16 protein-coding genes are annotated in these 18483 nt (G+C 68.4%); 11 read left to right on the top strand and 5 right to left on the bottom strand.

All coding sequences use genetic code 11. The features are described from left to right. Positions 1–224, top strand: a 224-nt coding sequence (locus AC0662_RS00005) for an IS30 family transposase (RefSeq protein ID WP_478297390.1), incomplete at its 5' end; no start/stop codon positions are given. 69 nt (positions 225–293) lie between these two features. On the opposite strand, the gene AC0662_RS00010 is transcribed toward AC0662_RS00005, so the two are convergent. Then, on the bottom strand, positions 294–2663 hold the full coding sequence (locus AC0662_RS00010) for an immune inhibitor A domain-containing protein (protein WP_452203234.1): 2370 nt from the start codon (positions 2661–2663) through the stop codon (positions 294–296). Between the two features lie 187 nt (positions 2664–2850). Here AC0662_RS00010 and macS point away from each other — a divergent pair, with 187 nt between their 5' ends. From macS to ligD, 6 genes are all read left to right on the top strand, one after another. Further along, positions 2851–3975 carry a MacS family sensor histidine kinase gene (gene macS / locus AC0662_RS00015; protein WP_452203233.1) on the top strand — a complete coding sequence of 375 codons (1125 nt, stop codon included), beginning with the start codon at positions 2851–2853 and terminating at the stop codon, positions 3973–3975. After that, entirely contained in the window at positions 3972–4613 is a 642-nt protein-coding gene (locus AC0662_RS00020; protein WP_478297393.1) for a response regulator, read from the top strand. Before macS ends, AC0662_RS00020 begins: the two co-directional genes overlap by 4 nt. A 190-nt stretch (positions 4614–4803) precedes the next feature. Continuing rightward, positions 4804–5388, top strand: coding sequence for a dihydrofolate reductase family protein (locus tag AC0662_RS00025; RefSeq protein ID WP_478297395.1), 585 nt, complete (start codon positions 4804–4806; stop codon positions 5386–5388). Positions 5389–5900: 512 nt separating this feature from the next. After that, positions 5901–8201, top strand: coding sequence for a protein translocase subunit SecD (secD, locus tag AC0662_RS00030; protein ID WP_478297397.1), 2301 nt, complete (start codon positions 5901–5903; stop codon positions 8199–8201). A 111-nt stretch (positions 8202–8312) separates the two neighbouring features. After that, positions 8313–10310, top strand: a complete 1998-nt coding sequence (locus tag AC0662_RS00035; RefSeq protein WP_452203229.1) for an ATP-dependent DNA helicase — start codon at positions 8313–8315, stop codon at positions 10308–10310. After that, positions 10307–11284 carry a non-homologous end-joining DNA ligase gene (ligD, locus tag AC0662_RS00040; protein WP_452203228.1) on the top strand — a complete coding sequence of 326 codons (978 nt, stop codon included), beginning with the start codon at positions 10307–10309 and terminating at the stop codon, positions 11282–11284. Before AC0662_RS00035 ends, ligD begins: the two co-directional genes overlap by 4 nt. A 174-nt stretch (positions 11285–11458) precedes the next feature. Here the strand turns inward: ligD and AC0662_RS00045 are convergent, their stop codons facing one another. Continuing rightward, positions 11459–11968 carry a glutathione peroxidase gene (locus AC0662_RS00045; RefSeq protein ID WP_452203227.1) on the bottom strand — a complete coding sequence of 170 codons (510 nt, stop codon included), beginning with the start codon at positions 11966–11968 and terminating at the stop codon, positions 11459–11461. Between the two features lie 48 nt (positions 11969–12016). Next, complete coding sequence (lexA, locus tag AC0662_RS00050; RefSeq protein ID WP_452203226.1) at positions 12017–12847, bottom strand: transcriptional repressor LexA; 831 nt, start codon at positions 12845–12847, stop codon at positions 12017–12019. A 369-nt stretch (positions 12848–13216) separates the two neighbouring features. Between lexA and AC0662_RS00055 the strand changes: the two genes are divergently transcribed. Further along, positions 13217–13798 (top strand): LysM peptidoglycan-binding domain-containing protein, encoded by a 582-nt coding sequence (locus AC0662_RS00055; protein ID WP_452203225.1) that lies wholly within the window; start codon positions 13217–13219, stop codon positions 13796–13798. A gap of 12 nt (positions 13799–13810) precedes the next feature. Here AC0662_RS00055 and AC0662_RS00060 read toward each other — a convergent pair whose 3' ends face one another. Further along, positions 13811–14380 carry a GNAT family N-acetyltransferase gene (locus tag AC0662_RS00060; RefSeq protein ID WP_452203224.1) on the bottom strand — a complete coding sequence of 190 codons (570 nt, stop codon included), beginning with the start codon at positions 14378–14380 and terminating at the stop codon, positions 13811–13813. A gap of 74 nt (positions 14381–14454) precedes the next feature. Between AC0662_RS00060 and AC0662_RS00065 the strand changes: the two genes are divergently transcribed. Beyond that, entirely contained in the window at positions 14455–15045 is a 591-nt protein-coding gene (locus AC0662_RS00065) for a TetR/AcrR family transcriptional regulator (RefSeq protein WP_478297400.1), read from the top strand. On the opposite strand, the gene AC0662_RS00070 is transcribed toward AC0662_RS00065, so the two are convergent. Next, a complete protein-coding gene (locus AC0662_RS00070; RefSeq protein WP_478297402.1) occupies positions 15038–15988 on the bottom strand; it encodes a nucleoside hydrolase in 951 nt (316 codons plus the stop codon). The two genes, AC0662_RS00065 and AC0662_RS00070, sit on opposite strands and share 8 nt — an antisense overlap. A gap of 88 nt (positions 15989–16076) precedes the next feature. Between AC0662_RS00070 and AC0662_RS00075 the strand changes: the two genes are divergently transcribed. Together AC0662_RS00075 and nrdR are read left to right on the top strand one after the other, a co-directional pair. Next, the gene (locus tag AC0662_RS00075) at positions 16077–17663 is read left to right on the top strand and encodes a GH39 family glycosyl hydrolase (protein WP_478297404.1); all 1587 of its coding nucleotides are present in this window, start codon (positions 16077–16079) and stop codon (positions 17661–17663) included. 279 nt (positions 17664–17942) lie between these two features. Beyond that, positions 17943–18437 carry a transcriptional regulator NrdR gene (gene nrdR, locus AC0662_RS00080; RefSeq protein ID WP_452203220.1) on the top strand — a complete coding sequence of 165 codons (495 nt, stop codon included), beginning with the start codon at positions 17943–17945 and terminating at the stop codon, positions 18435–18437. The last annotated feature ends 46 nt before the right edge of the window (positions 18438–18483 follow it).

An 18483-nucleotide genomic window follows, 5' to 3' on the forward strand; every position in this document is an offset into this window, starting at 1 on the left:
CCGACATCGCCGTCTACTTCTGCGACCCGCACTCACCCTGGCAGCGCGGCACCAACGAGAACACCAACGGGCTCCTGCGCCAGTACTTCCCCAAGGGAACCGACCTCAGCCTCCACGGACCCGAAGACCTCCAACACGTCGCCCAGGAACTCAACCACCGACCACGCAAAACGCTCGACTGGGACACCCCAGCCGAGCGTTTGCGTGATCTACTCACCACCTAGAACCCAAGGCGGTGTTGCGACGACCCCTTGAAACCGCCCTTCTCGGGGGCTGTTCTGTGTTTCGGGGTGTTACTTGCGCTTGCTGACCTGGACCTTCATCGAGGTGCCGGTCTTGGAGACGACCTTGATGTTCACGCCGTTGTTCGGGACCTTGACGCTGCTCGTCGGCTGGTCCGCGGACCAGTAGGACAAGCCGTCGTTGAAGGTCGGTACGGCGTTCTGACCGCGGACGTAGCTCGCCTGCCCGTTGACGTGCAGGGTGAACGAGTCCGCCTTCTCCAGCCCGAACGGAGCGTCGTACCCACCGACGCGCGGCCGCCAGAGCTGGCCGTCGATCCGGTTGATCGGCGTCGGGTGCGAGTCGATCGGCAGGACCAGGCCCGCACCCGGGTGGGCGCTGGTGTTGTTGTCGGACTGCGAGGTGTCCCAGTACCAGATCAGCAGACCGTCCTGGTACGGGAAGTGCTCCACCTTGTCCGACAGCGTGCTCGCCCAACCGAAGTTGTACGGGCCGGTCTGCAGGTACTTGTCGTGGTCGACGTAGTTGATGTTCGACGCGAGGTAGTAGTTGTCGTGCAGGCTCGTGTACGACGCGCCGATCGCGCTGAACCCGTTCAACGTCCACCCGTCCGGCGAAGTCTCCGCCCCCGACGTGACCAGCGCGGTGCTACCGGACGTCACCTTGATGTCGTCGGCGAAGAAGCCGATCCCGCCGGCCGCCGGGTCGGTGGCGTAGCGGAACTGCAGGGTGATCGTCTTCCCGGCGTACGACGAGAGGTCGAACGTGGCCGGCTTCCAGCCGTTGCTGGTGCCGTCGATCCCGTTGCCCTCGGCGTCGTTGGTGATGTTGCCCTTGATCGTCTTGAAGCCGCTGCCGTCGTTCACGTCGACGTAGGCGTAGTCGCAGGCCGTCGTACCGCAGTCCTCGATGTCCCAGTTGGCCTGGAACGTGAGGCTCGCGGGCTGACCGGCCGGCAGCGCGACCTGGCGGCTCATCGTGTGCGTGAAGCTGTTGCCCTGACCGCTCCACCAGGACTTCGTCCCGGCGGCCGGTGCGACGAGCTGGTGCGTGACCGACTTCTTCGGCAACGGTACGACCAGGCCCTGGGCCTTCTTCGAGTTGTACTCGTGCGGGCCGAGTTCGACGGTCCGGTTCTGGCCGGCGTTCACGATCTCGTAGTCCAGCCAGCCGAGCTGCAGCTTGTCCCAGGCGCCGAAGTCGGCCGCCTGCTCGCCGATCCCGCCGTCACTGGGCTTGCCGACCCGGCTCTGCGCCATGATCGTCCACCAGTTGACGCCGTTCTCGCCGCCGGCGGTGTCGTAGTGGTCCGGCAGACCAAGGTCGTGGCCGTACTCGTGCGCGAAGACGCTGACGCCGCCGTTCTCCGGCTGGATCGTGTAGTCACCGACGTACATGCCGGTGTCACCGATCTGCGCGCCGCCGTTCGGGTTCGTCGTGGGGCCGCCCGGGAACCCGGCGTACCAGCGGTGCGACCAGATCGCGTCCTCGCCCTGCCACGGGTCGCCGTCGGCCTGGTCGCCACCGGCGTGCACGATCTGGAAGTGGTCGATGTAGCCGTCCGGCTCGTTGAAGTTGCCGTCACCGTCGTAGTCGTAGCGGTCCCACTGGTCGAACGACTTCAGGTCCGCGGTGATCTCCGCCTTGGTCCGGCCCTTGGCCTCCTGGTCGGCGACCCACTGGTTGACCGCGTCCTGGATCAGGTACCAGGTGTTGTTGCAGACGTTGCCGGTGCACGGGTAGCCGTTCGAGCGTCCGTACCGCGCCTCGTTGTACTTGACCTTGACCCAGTCGGTGACCTCGCCGTCGACGCTGTACCGGCCGGACGACTGCTTCTCGTAGTACTTCTTCACCGAGTTGCCGGCGCCGAAGTAGAGGTCCTGGAAGTGCTGGCGGTCGTAGTTCGGGCTCCAGACGGTGGAGTTGTCCACCGAGCGGTCCGGCGCCGGGATCTGGTTGTTCAGCGGGCCGTCGAACCGCGCCGGACCGGGGAAGGCGGGCGACGTGTCCTGGTCGGGGTAGCTCGGGTGCCGCTCGTTGCCGAACTCCGCGAGCACGACGAAGATCTTGTCGGTCTTCTCGCGGGACAGCTCGACGTACTGGTCGACCTTGCCCTTGGCGTTCTTCACGCCCTTGGCCCCGGCGGCCTTGGCGCCCAGGTTGACGACCGTGCTGGTACCGCGCTTCTCCGGGGTGGCCTGACCGTTCAGGACCTTGGTCAACGCCTCCTGGCGGAGATCGCGGCGCTTGTCCTCGAGCGGGCTGGACAGCTCGTCCGGCGCCGGCGCGGCCTCGCTGGCGATCGGCGCCGACCCTTGCGTGGGCGATGTGGCGGCGTTTCCGGCCGATGCCGAGGCGATGCCCAGCCCGGTCGTCGCCGCCAAGGCCAGGCTGAACAGCCCGGCGGGTAGCTTGCGCACGATTCCCCTCCGTGTCTCATAACGCACTGTGTTCGAAGCTCCCCCGAGCGTGTTTGGCGCGAGAGTACGGGGAAAACCCGCCCAGCTGAAGTGGAACTGAGGAAATCCTGTGAAGGTGCGGGGAATCCTGCGGACTGAGTAGTAAGCCTCACGCAGAGCAGCCCCGCGGCTTGGCAGACTATGGCGCGTGGAGCGTGAGACCGTCGATCTGTTGCAGCCGCTGTGGCGCGCACTCGTCGCCTTTCGCGTGATCACCTGGGTGTTCGCCTGCTTCGGCGTGTGGACCCGGTGGGACGGCATCGTCCGGCCGTCCGGCGCGGTGCTCCAGCTGGCCGTGATGGGAGTCTGGACGCTGATCTCGTCGTACGGCTACAGCCGGCGCTGGGGGCGTCGGAACACCCGGCTCGCTTTCGTGGACCTGGGCGTCACGGTCGGCTGCATGTTTGCGACGTTGTGGGCCCAGCCGCTGCTCGACATCCGCGCCGGCGCCTCGGTCCTGACCTCCGTGTGGGCGGCCGGGCCGGTGCTCGCGCTGGCGATCTCCCGCGGCCGGGACGGCGGCCTGCTCGGCGCCACCACGATCAGCCTGGCGCTGCTGGCGCTGCGCGGCGTTGACCACACGTCGAAGATCCTCGCCAACGTCCAACTGCTCCTGGTCGCCGGCCTGGTCGTCGGGTACGCCGCCTCGACTCTGCGGCGGGCAGGGGCCAGGCTGCATGAGGCGATCGCTGCCGAGAGCGCGACGGCCGAGCGGCTGCGGCTCAGTCGGTCGATCCACGACGGCGTACTGCAGGTGCTGGCCCAGGTCCAGCGACGCGGTACGGCGATCGGCGGCGAAACGCTCGAACTGGCGCAGCTGGCGGCCGAACAGGAAGTGGCGCTGCGCACCCTGATGTCCACACGCGTGGTTGCCACCGAAGGTGATCAGGCCGATCTGTGTGGCCTGCTGTTGCCGCTGGCCACGACTCGGGTCGACGTCGTCGTACCGGCCGGTCAGGTCCTGCTGCCCGCGGCCACCGCGGCCGAACTGGTTGCCGCGGTCAAGGAAGCGCTGAGCAACGTGATCAAGCACGCCGGTCCGGACGCCCGCTGCTGGGTCGTCGTCGAGGACCTGGGGGAGGAGATCGTGGTGTCGATCCGGGACGACGGAGTCGGTACGACGCCCGCGCGGCTCGAACAGGCCCGCGTGGACGGGCACCTGGGCGTCAGCCAGTCGATCCGCGGCCGGATCGCCGACCTCGGCGGCACTGTCACGGTCCGCACCGCGCCAGGCGAAGGAACCGAATGGGAGCTGAAAGTGGTGACCGCATGACTCGCGTGATGATCGTCGACGACCACCCGATGTGGCGCGAGGGCGTGGCACGCGACCTCGGGAGCCGCGGGTACGACGTCTGCGCGACCGCCGCGGACGTCGCGAGCGCGGTCAAGATCGCGCTGGCGACCCGCCCGGATGTGGTGGTGATGGACCTCCAGCTCGGCGACGGATCCGGGGTCGACGCGACCCGCGAGATCACCGCGGCACTCCCCGACACCCGAGTTCTGGTGCTGTCGGCCAGTGCCGAGCAGGACGACGTACTCGCGGCGGTGAAGAACGGCGCCTCCGGGTATCTGGTGAAGTCGGCGTCACTGGACGAGTTCGACGACGCCGTACGGCGCACCGCGGAGGGCGACGCCGTCTTCAGCGCGGGCCTCGCCGGACTGTTGCTCGGCGAGTACCGCCGACTGGACGCCACCACCGGCCCCGAGGTCCCGCACCTCACCGACCGAGAGACCGAAGTACTCCGCCTCGTCGCCCGCGGCCTCACCGCCAAACAGATCGCCACCCGCCTCGTCCTCTCCCACCGCACAGTTGAGAACCACGTCCAGAACACCCTCCGCAAACTCCAACTCCACAACCGAGCCGAACTGGTCCGCTACGCCATCGAAAACGGCCTCGACACTTGGCCGTGACCGGTGATGGGGTACGTGTGGTTCGTCCCACCCACCCCCGGGCTCACCGCGGCACATCCATTCCGGTCTACCGCTGGTCCCAGTAGCTGTCAGCATTTGATGCGGTGCCGTGTCGTATCGGCGGCGAAGTGTTCGTAGCAGGGGTGAAGGGTTGCCGACGACGGCGCCTGTTGAACTCAAGGAGACCGAAGTGAGCGCCAGCTTTACCTTTGACATTTTTTCCAGCTTCGACGGCTACGGCTCCCCGACCGGCACGTTCGGCGGGTACTGGGGCAAGCAGGGGCCGGAGTTCCTCGAGCACCGCCTCGACCAGTTCGGCGAGAAGCAGCGGCTGGTTCTCGGCGCCAACACCTATCGGCTGATGGCGTCGATGCTCGCGTCGCACCCGGCGGGCTCGGAGGTGCACGACTCGTGGGTCAGCCGGATGACGAACCTGCCGACGACAGTGGTGTCGAACACACTCCAAGGACCGCTCGACTGGCCGGATGCGACGGTCCTGAGCGGCGACCCGGTCGAGGCGGTCGGGCGGCTCAAGGAGGAGTCGGATCTGCCGCTGCGTTCGCACGGCAGCCTGACGCTGAACCGGGCACTCCTGGCCGCCGGCCTGGTCGACCGGGTACAGGTGACGGTGTTCCCGGTGATCAACAGCCGGGGCCAAACGGCAGAGAACCGGATCTTCGACGGCACCGGCGACTTCGACCTGGAGTTGCTCGAGAGCCGCATCCTCGACGGCCACACCCAGGAGCTCATCTACCGCCCGACCCTGCGCAACTGAGTAGCGGGTGGCATCCCACCTCCGAGAGGGCATCCCACCTCCGAGAGGGGATGCCACCCGCCGTGCCGGTACATGTTGTGCTTCCGAACGCACTCGTCCTGGTTCGCACAGGTGACTGTGTGGGCGCTCTGGGTCGGCGCCTGCGCCTGCGCCACCGGAGCCCCGCCGGCAACCCCAGCCACCGCCGCCGCGCCCATCGCAACCATTCGCCCGATCGATCTCATCAAGCATCAACCTTTCGCATCGGTCAGCTCGTTGCCCTATGCAACACCTCGTCACCCTGGTGCCGCGTTCGCAAGCCACCCGAACGATTCGATCTCAAGGCAATCCCGTTTTCCGAAAGCATGCCCTGGGCAACAGTCAGTGGCGGTCCGGCGAACTTCCGCGACCCGGTCGCTTCTGCGATTGTTCCCCGTAGGGCTTGAACGGCTTCGTACACTGTGCCTTCACACCCGCGTGGGTGCTCTCTGTCACGACACCCGTACTGCGGGTGCCCAGCTCCGGAGGCTTCGGTGAACCGGTCGTCCCTAGCCCGTGCCCTGCTCGCATTCCTCGTCCTGGCGGCGTCGACGTACGTCACGCTGACCGCGAAACCACAACTCGGTCTCGACCTGCGCGGCGGGACGCAGATCGTCCTCGAGGCCAAGGACTCGCCGACGGTCAAAGCGACCAAGGACACCACCGACAAGGCCACCCAGGTGCTGCACCGGCGGATCGACGCGCTCGGCGTCAGCGAGCCGAACGTGACCCGCCAGGGCGACAACCGGATCATCGTCGAGCTGCCCGGCGTGCAGGACCCGCGTGAGGCCGCCAAGGTGATCGGCAAGACCGCGCAGCTCACCTTCCACGAGGTGCTCGACCAGGTCGCGACGAAGCCGGCCAAACCGGCCGCGGGGGAGACGTACCTGCCGGCCGAGGGCGGTCAGGGCTTCCTCCGGCTCGCCAAGCCGGCGATGACCGGTGAGCTGGTCAGCGGCGCCGAGGGCCGGCTCGACCCGCAGCAGGTCGCGCAGGGCTGGTTCGTCGAGATGAACTTCAAGGGCGACGGCGGCAAGACCTGGGCGAACATCACCGGCAAGGCCGCCTGCCAGCCGGTCGGTACGCCGCAGCGGCTGATCGCGATCGTGCTGGACAACGAGGTCATCAGCGCGCCGCAGGTCGACCCGAACGGCGGCAACCAGCTGTGCAACGTCGGCATCGGCGGCGGCACCACGACGATCTCGGGTACCTTCACCGAGGAGCAGGCCAAGGACCTGGCCGCGCTGATCTCCGGCGGAGCGCTGCCGGTGCCGGTGCAGGTCATCGACCAGCGGACGGTCGGCCCGTCGCTCGGCCAGGACGCGATCCAGGCGAGCGCGCTGGCCGCGATCATCGGTCTCGCGCTGACCGCGCTGTTCATCGTCGTGGTCTACCGCCTCGTCGGTCTGATGGCCGTCCTCGGCCTGATCGGGTACGCCGCGATGTCGTACGCCGCCCTGACCGCGATCGGCGCCACCCTCACACTGCCCGGCCTGGCCGGTTTCGTGCTGGCGATCGGAATGGCGGTCGACGCGAACGTCCTGGTCTTCGAACGCGCCCGCGAGGACTACACAGCGGGCCGTACCGACGGCCTCCGCAGATCGCTGCGCAGCGGCTTCCAGAACGCCCTGTCCGCGATCGCCGACTCGAACATCACCACTCTGCTGGCCGCGGGGCTGCTGTTCTTCCTGGCCGCCGGTCCGGTCCGCGGCTTCGGCGTCACGCTGTCGATCGGTGTCATCGCGTCGGTGCTGTCGGCGCTCGTCGTCACCCGGGTGTTCGCAGAGTTCGCGGTGTCCCGAGGGTTCGTACTGCGCCGTCCGGGCCTGAGCGGGATCGCGGGCCACGGCCGGGTCCGGACCTGGCTCGAGGCTCGGCAACCGTCGCTGATGGAGCACAGCCGACGCTGGCTGGTGATCACGGTCGTGGCGATCGTGATCAGCCTCGCGGGGGTCGCCGTCCGCGGTCTGAACCTCGGGATCGAGTTCACCGGCGGCCGGCTGCTCGAGGTGAGCACGACGCAGCCGATCACGCCGGACCAGGCGCGGGCAGCGGTCGGGGAGGCGGGGTATCCGACCGCGGTCGTGCAGGCGTCAGGAGCCGACGACATCACGGTGCGGACGTCGACGATCAGTGACGACGAGGCGGAGAAGATCAAGGAGTCGCTGTCGCGGATCGGTGGCGGCGCCGAGGTGATCCGCAACGAGAGCATCGGCCCGTCGCTCGGCGAAGAGCTGCGGAACAAGGGCTTGATTGCCCTCGGCATCGCATTGCTCGCCCAGCTGGCGTACCTCGCCGTGCGGTTCCGCTGGACCTTCGGCGCCGGCGCCGTACTGGCGTTGCTGCAGAACGTCGCGATCGTGGTCGGTGTCTTCGCCTGGACCGGGAAGCCGATCGACGGCATCTTCCTGGCCGCGATCCTGACCATCATCGGCTACACGGTGAACGACTCGGTGGTGGTGTTCGACCGGATCCGCGAGACGCGCAGCGCCCGCTCGACCGACAGTCTCGGCAAGATCATCGACACCGCGATCGTGAACGTGCTGCCACGCACCATCAACACCGGCATCTCGACGCTGTTCATCCTGTCCGCGCTGTTGTTCCTGGGTGGTGACTCGCTCGCCGACTTCGCGCTGGCGCTGCTGCTCGGCATCCTCGTCGGCACGTACTCCTCCAACCTCACCGCGGCACCGTTGCTGCTGGAGCTGGAGCGTCGTTACCCGGCGCCGCCACCACGCCCCAAGCGCCAGCAGGTGGACCGCGACGCCCAGCCGGATCGCGGCGCGGTGGTCTGACTCCCGGTTCACCAACGGCTCCGAAAAAACGGCTCCGAAAAGCGTCGCGCGGGAGCTTGTCCACAGCCTGGCCCGCCGGATCGGAAATCTGTCCGCCGGGCGGGCTAGGGTGTGGCGGTGGGTGTTGATGTGCGGGAACTGCTCGAAGCTGCCGTGTCCGGGATCAGTGGTCAGACGCGGCCAGGACAGGTGGAGATGGCGCAAGCCGTGGACACCGCGATGCACGACGGGTCGCATCTCCTCGTGCAGGCGGGCACCGGCACCGGAAAGTCCCTCGGGTACCTCGTTCCCGCCCTCGTGCACGCGATCGAGGACCGGCGGGTGGTGGTGTCCACCGCGACGCTCGCGCTGCAGTCGCAGCTGGTCGATCGGGACGTTCCGGCGCTCCTCGACGCGACCGAGAAGCTGCTGCCCCGCAGACCGAAGTACGCGATCCAGAAGGGCCGGAACAACTACGCCTGCCTGCACCGGATCCGCGAAGGCGCGCCGGACGAGGACGGCATGCTCATCGACGTGCCGCCCGCCGGCGAGATCGGCCGGTCCGTGATCGAGTTGCGCGAGTGGGCCGAGCAGCAGTTGCTGGACGGCGAGGCGGGCGACCGCGACCACGCGCCCTCGCACCAGTACCAGGCGTGGCAGCAGGTCGCGATCGCGGCGCGCGAGTGCCTCGGCGCCCAGAAGTGCCCGTACGGCGAGGAGTGTTTCGCCGAGAAGGCCAAGGAACACGCCCGCAAGGCCGACATCGTCATCACCAACCACGCCCTGCTCTCGATCGACGCCTTCGAGAACCGGACCGTCCTGCCCGAGCACGACGTCGTCATCGTCGACGAGGCGCACGAGCTGCCCGCCCGGGTCACCGGCGCGGCCGGCGACGAGCTGTCACCGCAGATGGTCGAGCGTGCCGCCAAGCGGGCCCGCCGGTTCGTCGACGACGACAAGGCCGACGACCTGATCGACGCCTCCGACGCCCTCCGTGCCGCCCTCGACGGCACCCGCGAGGGCCGGATCGAGCCGTCCAACACGCCGGTCCTGGAGGCCGCCGGCCTGGTCCGCGACGCGGCCCGCGGGCTGTACTCCGACCTGAACAAGAAGTCCGACGACAAGGACGACGACCCGGACGGCGCCAAGCGGCAGTCCAAGGGCGCGGTCAAAGAGATCTTCGACGTCGCCGAACGCGTCGCAGCGCTGAACGACCTGGATGTCGTCTGGATGATCGACCGCGACCGCTTCGGCCGCGAGCTCCGGATCGCGCCGCTCACCGTGGCCGGCCTGCTCCGCGAGCTCGTCCTCCGGGACCGGACGGCCGTGCTCACGTCCGCGACCCTGACTCTCGGCGGCGACTTCGACGCGATCGCCCGCCAGGTCGGTCTGCGTCCCGCCGACAAGCTCGAGGACGCCGACGAGATGCCGGAGCTCGACGACGACTCCGAGACCGGCCCGCTGCCGTGGCGCGGGCTCGACGTCGGCTCCCCGTTCGAGTACGAGAAGCAGGGCATCCTGTACGTCGCCAAGCACCTCCCGCCGCCGCATCGGGACGGCCTCGGCAAGAAGCAGTTCGAGGAGATCGTCGACCTGATCACGGCCGCCGGCGGCCGGACCCTCGGCCTCTTCTCGTCCCGCCGGGCGGCCGAGGCAGCGACCGCCGCGGTGCGGGAGGCGACCGACTTCAAGGTGCTGTGCCAGGGCGACGCGCAGCTCGGTGAGCTCGCCCGCGAGTTCGTGGAGGACCCGGAGACCTCCCTGTTCGGGACGTTGTCGCTGTGGCAGGGGATCGACGTACCGGGCTCGACGTGCAACCTGGTGATCATCGACCGGATCCCGTTCCCGCGGCCGGACGAGCCGTTGATGGCGGCTCGTCAGCGCGCCGTCGACGAAGCGGGTGGGAACGGGTTCATGGCAGTCGCGGCCACGCACGCCGGGCTGCTGCTCGCGCAGGGCACCGGCCGGCTGATCCGCCGCAGCTCGGACCGCGGCGTGGTCGCGATCCTCGACCCCCGCATCGTCACCCAGCGGTACGGCGGGTTCCTGCGTGCCTCCTTGCCGCCGATGTGGCCGACCGCCGACCGGGAGAAGGTGCTCGGCGCGCTGAAGCGGTTGCAGTCGTCATGAGTCCCGTGACCGGTCCGCCGGTGCTGCCGATGATGGCGGCGCTCGGGGAGCTGCCGTCAGGCGCGGGCTGGTCGTACGAGATGAAGTGGGACGGCATCCGGGTGATCGCCGAGGTGGACGACGGCGTCTGCCGGTTGTGGTCGCGCAACAGCCACGACGTGTCCGGTGGCTATCCGGAGCTGGTCGGGCTGGCGGATGCGCCGGGGCTGCGGCTTCCCGCCGTACTGGACGGGGAGATCGTCACACTCGACGAGAACGGCGCACCCTCGTTCGGTCTGCTGCAGCGACGGATGCATGTCCGCGACCCGCGCCAGCTCCGGCACCTGATCACCGAGGTGCCGGTCTCGGTGCGGCTGTTCGACCTGCTCCGCTTCGACGGCCAGTGGTTGCTGGATGCAACGTACGACGACCGTCGGGGGCTGCTCGATTCGCTGGAGATCGGGGACCCGTTCTGGGAGATCCCGCCGGCGCTGCGCGACGGTCAGGAAGCCCTGAAGCAGTCCTCCGAGCAAGGGCTCGAGGGAGTGGTCGCGAAACGGCGCAAGTCGCGGTACCTGCCGGGCCGCCGGAGCGCCGACTGGATCAAGATCAAGCCGGTGCGGACGCGGGACGTCGTACTGTGCGGCTGGCATCCGGGGGAGGGCAACCGGGAAGGGAAGATCGGCTCGTTCTACTGCGGGGCCTACGCACCGGACGGCGAGCTCGTCCTGATCGGGAAGGTCGGGTCGGGTCTCGACTTCGCGACCCTCGACATGCTGAGCGCCGAGCTGACCGGGCTGGAGATCGATCGGCCGGCCTTCGACCCGGCCGGGATCCCGATGACCGACCGGCGCCGCGCGCACTGGCTCGATCCGGTGCTGGTCGCCGAGATCACCTACTCGGGGTGGGGCGGCGACGGCCGGCTCCGCCATCCCGTCTGGCGCGGGTTGCGTCTCGACATCACCCCGGATGCGGTCCTGGTCGACAGCGAATAGCGACAGGCAGATCCGCGGGGGAATTGTTCGGAATGCGGTGCGAATTGCTGTTGCGCTGCGACGGATGATGTTCAGCTGTCGCAGAAAACAACGAAATTTCGCCAACGCCGACAGTGAATCGTGGTGCTTTCACGTGAACGGCTGGTTGCGCACGGCCTTGAGCCGTGTGCCGGGTCAGTCGTTCGTCTCCCGCGACGGCGCCGGCACCGCCAGTGCTGCCTCGATCTTGTCGGCCAGTTTGTCGGGCGAGTGGGTGGGCGCGTAGCGCGAGATCACCCCGCCGTCGCGGCCGACCAGGAACTTCGTGAAGTTCCACTTCACCCGGCCGCCGAGCAGGCCGCCCTGCTCGCGTTTCAGCCAGTTGTACAACGGGATCGTGCGTGATCCGTTGACGTCGATCTTGGCGAACATCGGGAACGTGACGTGATAGATCGTCGAGCAGAAGTTCGCGATCTCGTTCTCGTCACCAGGCTCCTGGTGGCCGAACTGGTCACAGGGGAAGCCAAGCACCGTGAAGCCCTGCCGGCGGTAGGTCCGGTAGAGCTTCTGCAGGCCGGTGTACTGCGGTGTCTGGGCACACTGCGACGCCGTGTTCACCACCAGGAGCACCTGGTCGCGGAAATCGGCAAGAGACTGTTCATTGCCTTCGATCCGCCGCGCGCTGAAGTCATAGACAGTCGTCATGACTCAATGCTGACATGTCCCGCCGGACTTTGCTCGGTGTCTGCGATGTCAGACACGCCGCAGAACTGTTACGACCTTTCCGAGAATGATGGCGTCCTTGCCGTCGATCGGCTCGAAGGCCGGGTTGTGTGGCAGCAGCAGGATCTCGGTCTTGGTCTTCTTGAACGTCTTCACGGTCGCCTCGCCGTCGATCATCGCGGCCACGATGTCGCCGTTCTCCGCGGTCGGCTGCTGCCGGACGACGACCCAGTCGCCGTCGCAGATCGCCGCCTCGATCATCGACTCACCCTTGACCCGGAGCATGAACAGCGTGCCCTCGCCGACCATTGCCTTGGGCAACGGGAAGACCTCTTCGATCTCCTGCTCGGCGAGGATCGGGCCACCGGCCGCGATCCGGCCGACGACCGGCACGTACGCCGCGTCCGGGTGCGCGTCACCGGCACCGGTCTCGTCGTACGCCGTCTGCCGGACCGAGCCGAGCGCGGAACGCCGGGCGGCGGCGTCGACCTCGCCCGGGTAGCGGACCTCGATCGCCCGCGGGCGGTTCGGATCGCGGCGGAGCAGGCCCTTCTGCTCGAGCACGCGGAGCTGGTGCGACACCGAGGAGGAGCTGGTCAGGCCGACCCGCTCACCGATCTCGCGCATCGAGGGCGGGTAGCCCCGGCTGTCCACCGAGTCGCGGATGACGTCCAGCACGCGGCGCTGGCGCGGCGTCAGACCGGTCGCGTCGGCCGGGCCGTCGGGCAGCTCGGAGACGGTCCGGTCGGCCTTCCCGGCCTTCTCGGCACTCTTCCCCGGAGCCTTCGGAGCGGCCTTGCCCGCGGCCTTCTCCACGCCTGTGCGCTCGTCCTTGCTGGAACCGCTCGGCGTCCTGGCCATCGCTGGTTGCTCCTCGGGTCGGGCCGGCGATCGCACCACCGGCCGAAGCTTGCTCGACTGAGATGACCGTAGACCGAATTCTGAGATTCTTCAAACATCTGTTCGAAGGCGTGTCGGTTCGCACGTCTGTTCGCGTGTCGGGTTATAAGGCGTGCGCGGGGTGCTGCGGCGGCAGGGAATTTCCCGGGCGTGTCGCGGTTGGTAGTGGTTGCGCGAACGGTGGCCGTCGGTTAATCATTCGTACAGACGTTCGATCGAACAGGTGTTCGGTCCGGTCGAACGGGGCGCTCTTCCGGAAACTGTCGGAGGCGACCGATAGACAGGAACCGACACCGCAGGACGCGCACCGACCGAGGTCTGGAGGATCCGATGAGCACAGCAGCTCTGGCGGCCGACGCACTTGTATCCCGCCGCGCACCCGAGGCTGTGCCGCCACGCACGCCATCCACCCGGACGGGCCGGTCGGCCCGGCACCTGACGGCGGTTCCGACCGCCCGAGCGGCGTCGCCGGCTGCGACCCCGTCGCCCGCCGTGTCACCTGCCGCCCCGCGGCGCCGCCGGCCTCGGGTCGGTGGCTCTGATCCGCTGTCGGTTCGCGGGTGCTCCGGCGAGGTTGTCGGTCGCCGCACACAGGAGCGTCACGAGTCGGCGCCGCTCCGCCTGACCCGTCGCGGCCGTCTGCTGGTGACCACGCTGTCGGTCCTGGTCTTCGGTTCCGCGATCCTGGTCCTCGGCCTCCGCGTGGCCGGCGTTCTCGAGCCCGGCCCGCACTTCACCCACACCGTGCCGGTCCAGGTGGCTCCCGGTCAGACCCTGTGGTCGATCGCCCAGTCCACCAACCCCGGTCAGGACCCAGGCACGGTCGTGGAGAAGATCGCCGACCTCAACAAGCTGTCCGGCCCGGCTGCCATCACGCCCGGCCAGACCCTGCAGATCCCCGTCGTCGGCTGAGTCCTCGGCTGATCAGGAGCGCGCCGCGCGCCACTCGTCCTCGAGCAGCGCGTAGACGTATTCGTTGCCCCACTCACCCTTGAACCACTGGGCGTGCAGATGGTGCGCTTCGCGCCGCATCCCCAGTCGTTCGAGCAGCCGGGCGGACGCGACGTTCCGGTCGTCCAGGACCGCGACGATCCGATGCAGCCCCAACTCGTCGAAGCCGACCCGCAGCATCTCCTGCGCCGCTTCCGCCGCGAGTCCTTTGCCCTGGTAGTCGGTGTGCAGCGCGAACCCGATCTCACCTTGGCGGTCCGCCTCGCTGGCCCACTTCAGCAGCACCTCGCCGATCACGGTCCCGGTCTCGCGGAGCTCGATCGCGAGCACCAGCCACTGACCCGCCTCGGTCAACTCTCCTTGCGGCAGCTTCCGCTCGAGCGCGATCCGGGTCTGCTCGCGATCCCGTACCGGCCACGGTGTGTACCGCACGACCTCCGGCCGCGAGTGGAACGCGAACAGGTCATCCAGGTCTTCCCGGCGGTGCGGCCGCAGCTCCAGCCGCTCGGTCAGCAGCGGGTAGGCGGGTCGGAATCCGGTCACGGCACCATCCTCGGCCAGTCTGTCTAATAACGTTAGACAGTAATCCCGACCAGCCCGCCGGACAACGAGATTTCATGACCACACGCGACCCCTCGTCCCACGCCGCGGCCGGTGTCACCGTCGCCGCGATCGCCGACGCGGCCCTCGCGGTGATCCGCGCGGACGGCGTCGACGGCCTCACCATGCGCGCGGTCGCCGAGCGCCTGCGAGTCCGCGCTCCGTCGCTCTATCACCATGTCCACAACAAGTCCGAGCTCCTCGACCTCGTCGCCCGCAATGCGTTCGACCAGTTCACGGCCGACAATGCGGCGTACCGGGAGCTGCGGACCGTCGACGAGTGGATCGACCTGACGCGATCCGGGTCGCTCGAGCTGCGGGCGTTCTACGGCGACCACCCCGGTCTTGCCGGTCTGATCCAGTCCAAGGCCACGCCGGATCGTGACCGGGGCGACGGCTCCCGCGCCGAACTGGTCCGTGCCCAGATCGAGGCCCTCGCGCGCCTCGGCGTACCGGAGGATGCGGCGCGGCACGTCTTCGAGGTCACCGCGCGATGGACTCTCGCGGCCGTCGTCGCCGATTCCGCTGACGGTCCGGATCTCTTCGCGGACGGCCTCGATCTCTTCCTGTACGGCGTTCGCGCCCGCCTGATCGAGCTGCTTACCTAACGGTCGCCAGCCACATTTCGGCGTACCGCTTGCCGTCGACCGCTGTCGCGACGCGGACCGTCGTCGGCGCCTGTCCGTGCGGGTCGCTGGTCAGATCAGCGGACCAGTCGCGCGTGTCGACGATCGTCCGCCCGCGCGACCAGCTCCCGGACAGCTCGACGCGCACCGGGTACGACTGGGTCGTCAGCCCCGACGGATCGATCACCGCGCACACGGCCCCGCCGTCGCCGATCGTCGCGCCGTCCGACTGGTACAGCTCGCTGCGCTTGGCGATCAGCTTCTGCGCGAGGTCCGCGGAAGGGGATCCGTCGAGCCCGCGGGCCTGCTCCAGCGAGACCACGACGTCGTAGAACACATCCAGTCCGTACATCGTCAGCGGTACGCCGAGATCGCCGGCGGCCGCGAGAACGATCGCGGCCGCTTCCGGATCCGTCCAGATGTTGAACTCGGCCGACGCGGTCGCGTTCCCGATCCCCGCCGCGCCGCCCATGAACACGATCTCCCGCAGCCCCGCCGCCGCGTCCGGATAGGTGCGCAGCAGCAACGCGATGTTAGTCAGCGGCGCCAGCGGGATCAGCGTGATCAACTCACCGGTCGCCGCGGCTTCCCGCAGTACGTCGCGCAGCAGTTCGACGGCATGCCGCGGGTCGGTCGGCCGGGTCGACCGCGGCCAATCGAGATCCCCGAGCCCGTCGTCCCCGTGCACATGCCGCGCCTCCCGCACCGGCTGGATCAGCGGTACGGCGGCACCCCGCGCGACCGGTACGTCGGGCCGGCCGGCCGCGTCGAGCACGGTCAGCGTGTTGCGCACCACCGCGTCGAGCCCGACGTTCCCGCCGACGCAGGTGACCGCCTTCAGGTCGAGCTCGGGGTGCCGAGCGGCCAGCAGCAGCGCACAGGCGTCGTCCAGACCCGTGTCGACGTCCAGAATCACCGGCTTCATGGGCGACATCCTCACATCCCGCGCCGGCCGCGGGTTCCCGGTAGGGTCGGTCCTGGCTGTTTATCGATACAGCGATCAAGGGGCCAGGATGAGCCGGAACGCGCGCGTCACCGTCAACGCAGCCCACGACCTCGGTGTGCTGCATCGCCTGTGGGCCAGCCTCGGGTACGACGAGATCAACTGGACCTACACCGCACAGGGCCGTCGCACGCTCGAGGCGATCGGTGCGTTCGCGGAGACGCCGTACCACGTCCGGCCGCACAACATCTTCACCAGCGGCACCGGCCTCGGCCTGCCGCACTGGGGGAGTGGCAACGTCTATCACGAGCACGCGGACGGGACGCCGTACTACGACTTCACGATCGCGGACCTGACGTACGACGCGATCGTGAACGCCGGCCACCATCCGCTGGTCGAGCTCGGCTTCACCCCGCTCGCGCTCGTGCCGGACCATGCCAAGACCGACTTCCCGTACGAGGGCAGCCCGAGTCTGTACAGCGAGTACGAGGCGGGCTGGTGGTCGTATCCGCCGAAGGACTTCCGCAAGTTCGCCGGGCTGGTCGCATCACTCGTCGAGCACGCCCTGGAGCGGTACGGCGAGGACGAGGTCCAGCACTGGCTCTGGGAGCTGTGGAACGAGCCGGACATCACCTACTGGCGCGGGACGCCGGAGCAGTACTACGACCTGTACGAGCTGACCGTGAGCGCGATCCGCGACGTCTACCCGGACGCGAAGGTGGGCGGCCCAGCGGTGACCGGTGGCGGTGACGACTTCCTCCGCGGATTCCTCCAGGCCTGCGCCGATCGCGACCTCGCGGTCGACTTCGTGTCGTTCCACACCAAGGGCGCGCATTTCACCCCTTGGCGAACCTACGGTCCGATCGGCGCGCCGGCGCCCGCACAGGAGTCTCCGTCGACCGCGAAGATGCTCCGCGAGATCGACACCGCGCTGACGGTCATCGACGAGTTCCCGCAGTACGCCGGGAAGCCCGTGATCGTGGACGAGTGCGACGCGTCCGTACCGGCGCACTGGGGGATCTACGACAACGCGAACTTCGGCTACCGCAACACGGAGTACTACCCGGTCTTCCAGGCGCAGTTGATGAAGGAGATCCTCGACCTCAACGAGCGGCACACCGCGCAGGTGCGCGAGGCGACGACCTGGAGCTTCTCGATGGAGGGCGAGCGGTACTTCGAGGGCACCCGGAGCTTCGTCACCGCGTCCGGCATCGAGAAGCCGCTGATGAACGCGTACCGCGCCTTCGCCCACCTCGGCGACCGGCGCGTTGAGGCCGCCGGCTCTGGCGAGATCGACGCGCTGGCCGGGCGGGACGCGGACAAGGTCGCGATCCTCGTCTGGCGGCACACCGACGACCAGTACGCCGCCGACACCGCCACGACCCGCGTCGATCTCGAGATCGAGGGGCTCGAACAGGGGCGATGGGCCGTCGAGCACTTCCGCATCGACCACGCGCACAGCAACAGCCACACCATCTGGCAGGGGCTCGGCGCACCGCAGGACCCGACGGCCGAACAACTGGCGGAGATCACCGCGCGTCAGGGCTTGGAACGGCTCTGCGACGACACGCCGGTGGACGTGAATTCGGGCTATTGTCTGCCCCTTGACCTGCCGCTCCCGGCGTTGAGTCTGGTCGTCCTCACCCGTCAGCCCTGACCCGTCAGGGAGGCCGTAGTTTGCGCCTCCGAAGGGTCATTCGGGTGGCGCCACGCGGGAGTACACGGGTCCGCTTCAGTGTTGAAACCTAGACACGCGCGGGCGATCCGAGCCTGCTTGCAAACTGTCGGAGCAGGGACCTAAGATCCCTAGATGTAGTGGTTACACGGGTGTAATTTTCCACAGGTAGTGGTTAGTTGCACACAGGTTCTACACAAGTTGTCCCCAGGCTGATCCACAGGCCGCCCCTTCGGCGGTCACGGGAGGAAGTGATTCGTCGTGCACTGTCCGTATTGCCGGCACGCCGATTCCCGAGTGGTCGACAGCCGGGTGGCCGAGGACGGCGGAGCGATTCGCCGCCGCCGGCAGTGCCCGGTCTGCGAGAAGCGATTCACCACCGTCGAGCAGATGCAGCTCACGGTCGTGAAGCGCTCCGGCGCGACCGAGCCGTTCAGCCGGGAGAAGGTCATCAACGGGGTCGGGAAGGCGTGCAAGGGCCGGCCGGTGAACGCGGACCAGCTCGCACGCCTGGGTCAGAAGGTCGAGGACGCGCTCAAGGGCAGCGGCTCGCCGGAGATTCCCGCGCACGAGGTCGGACTCGCGATCCTCGGGCCGCTGCGGGAGCTGGACGAGGTCGCCTACCTGCGGTTCGCGAGTGTCTACCGGCAGTTCGAGTCGGCCGACGACTTCGAGACGGAGATCGCGCTGCTGCGGGCCGAGAAGGAGCCGCAGGGCACGGAGCCCGGCCGCCTGAAGCCGACCCAGCAAACGTAAACCGGGGGAACGGTAGTTCCAGAAACACCAGCGGTATCAGCGGTAT

Source organism: Kribbella sp. NPDC043289, assembly GCF_056436705.1.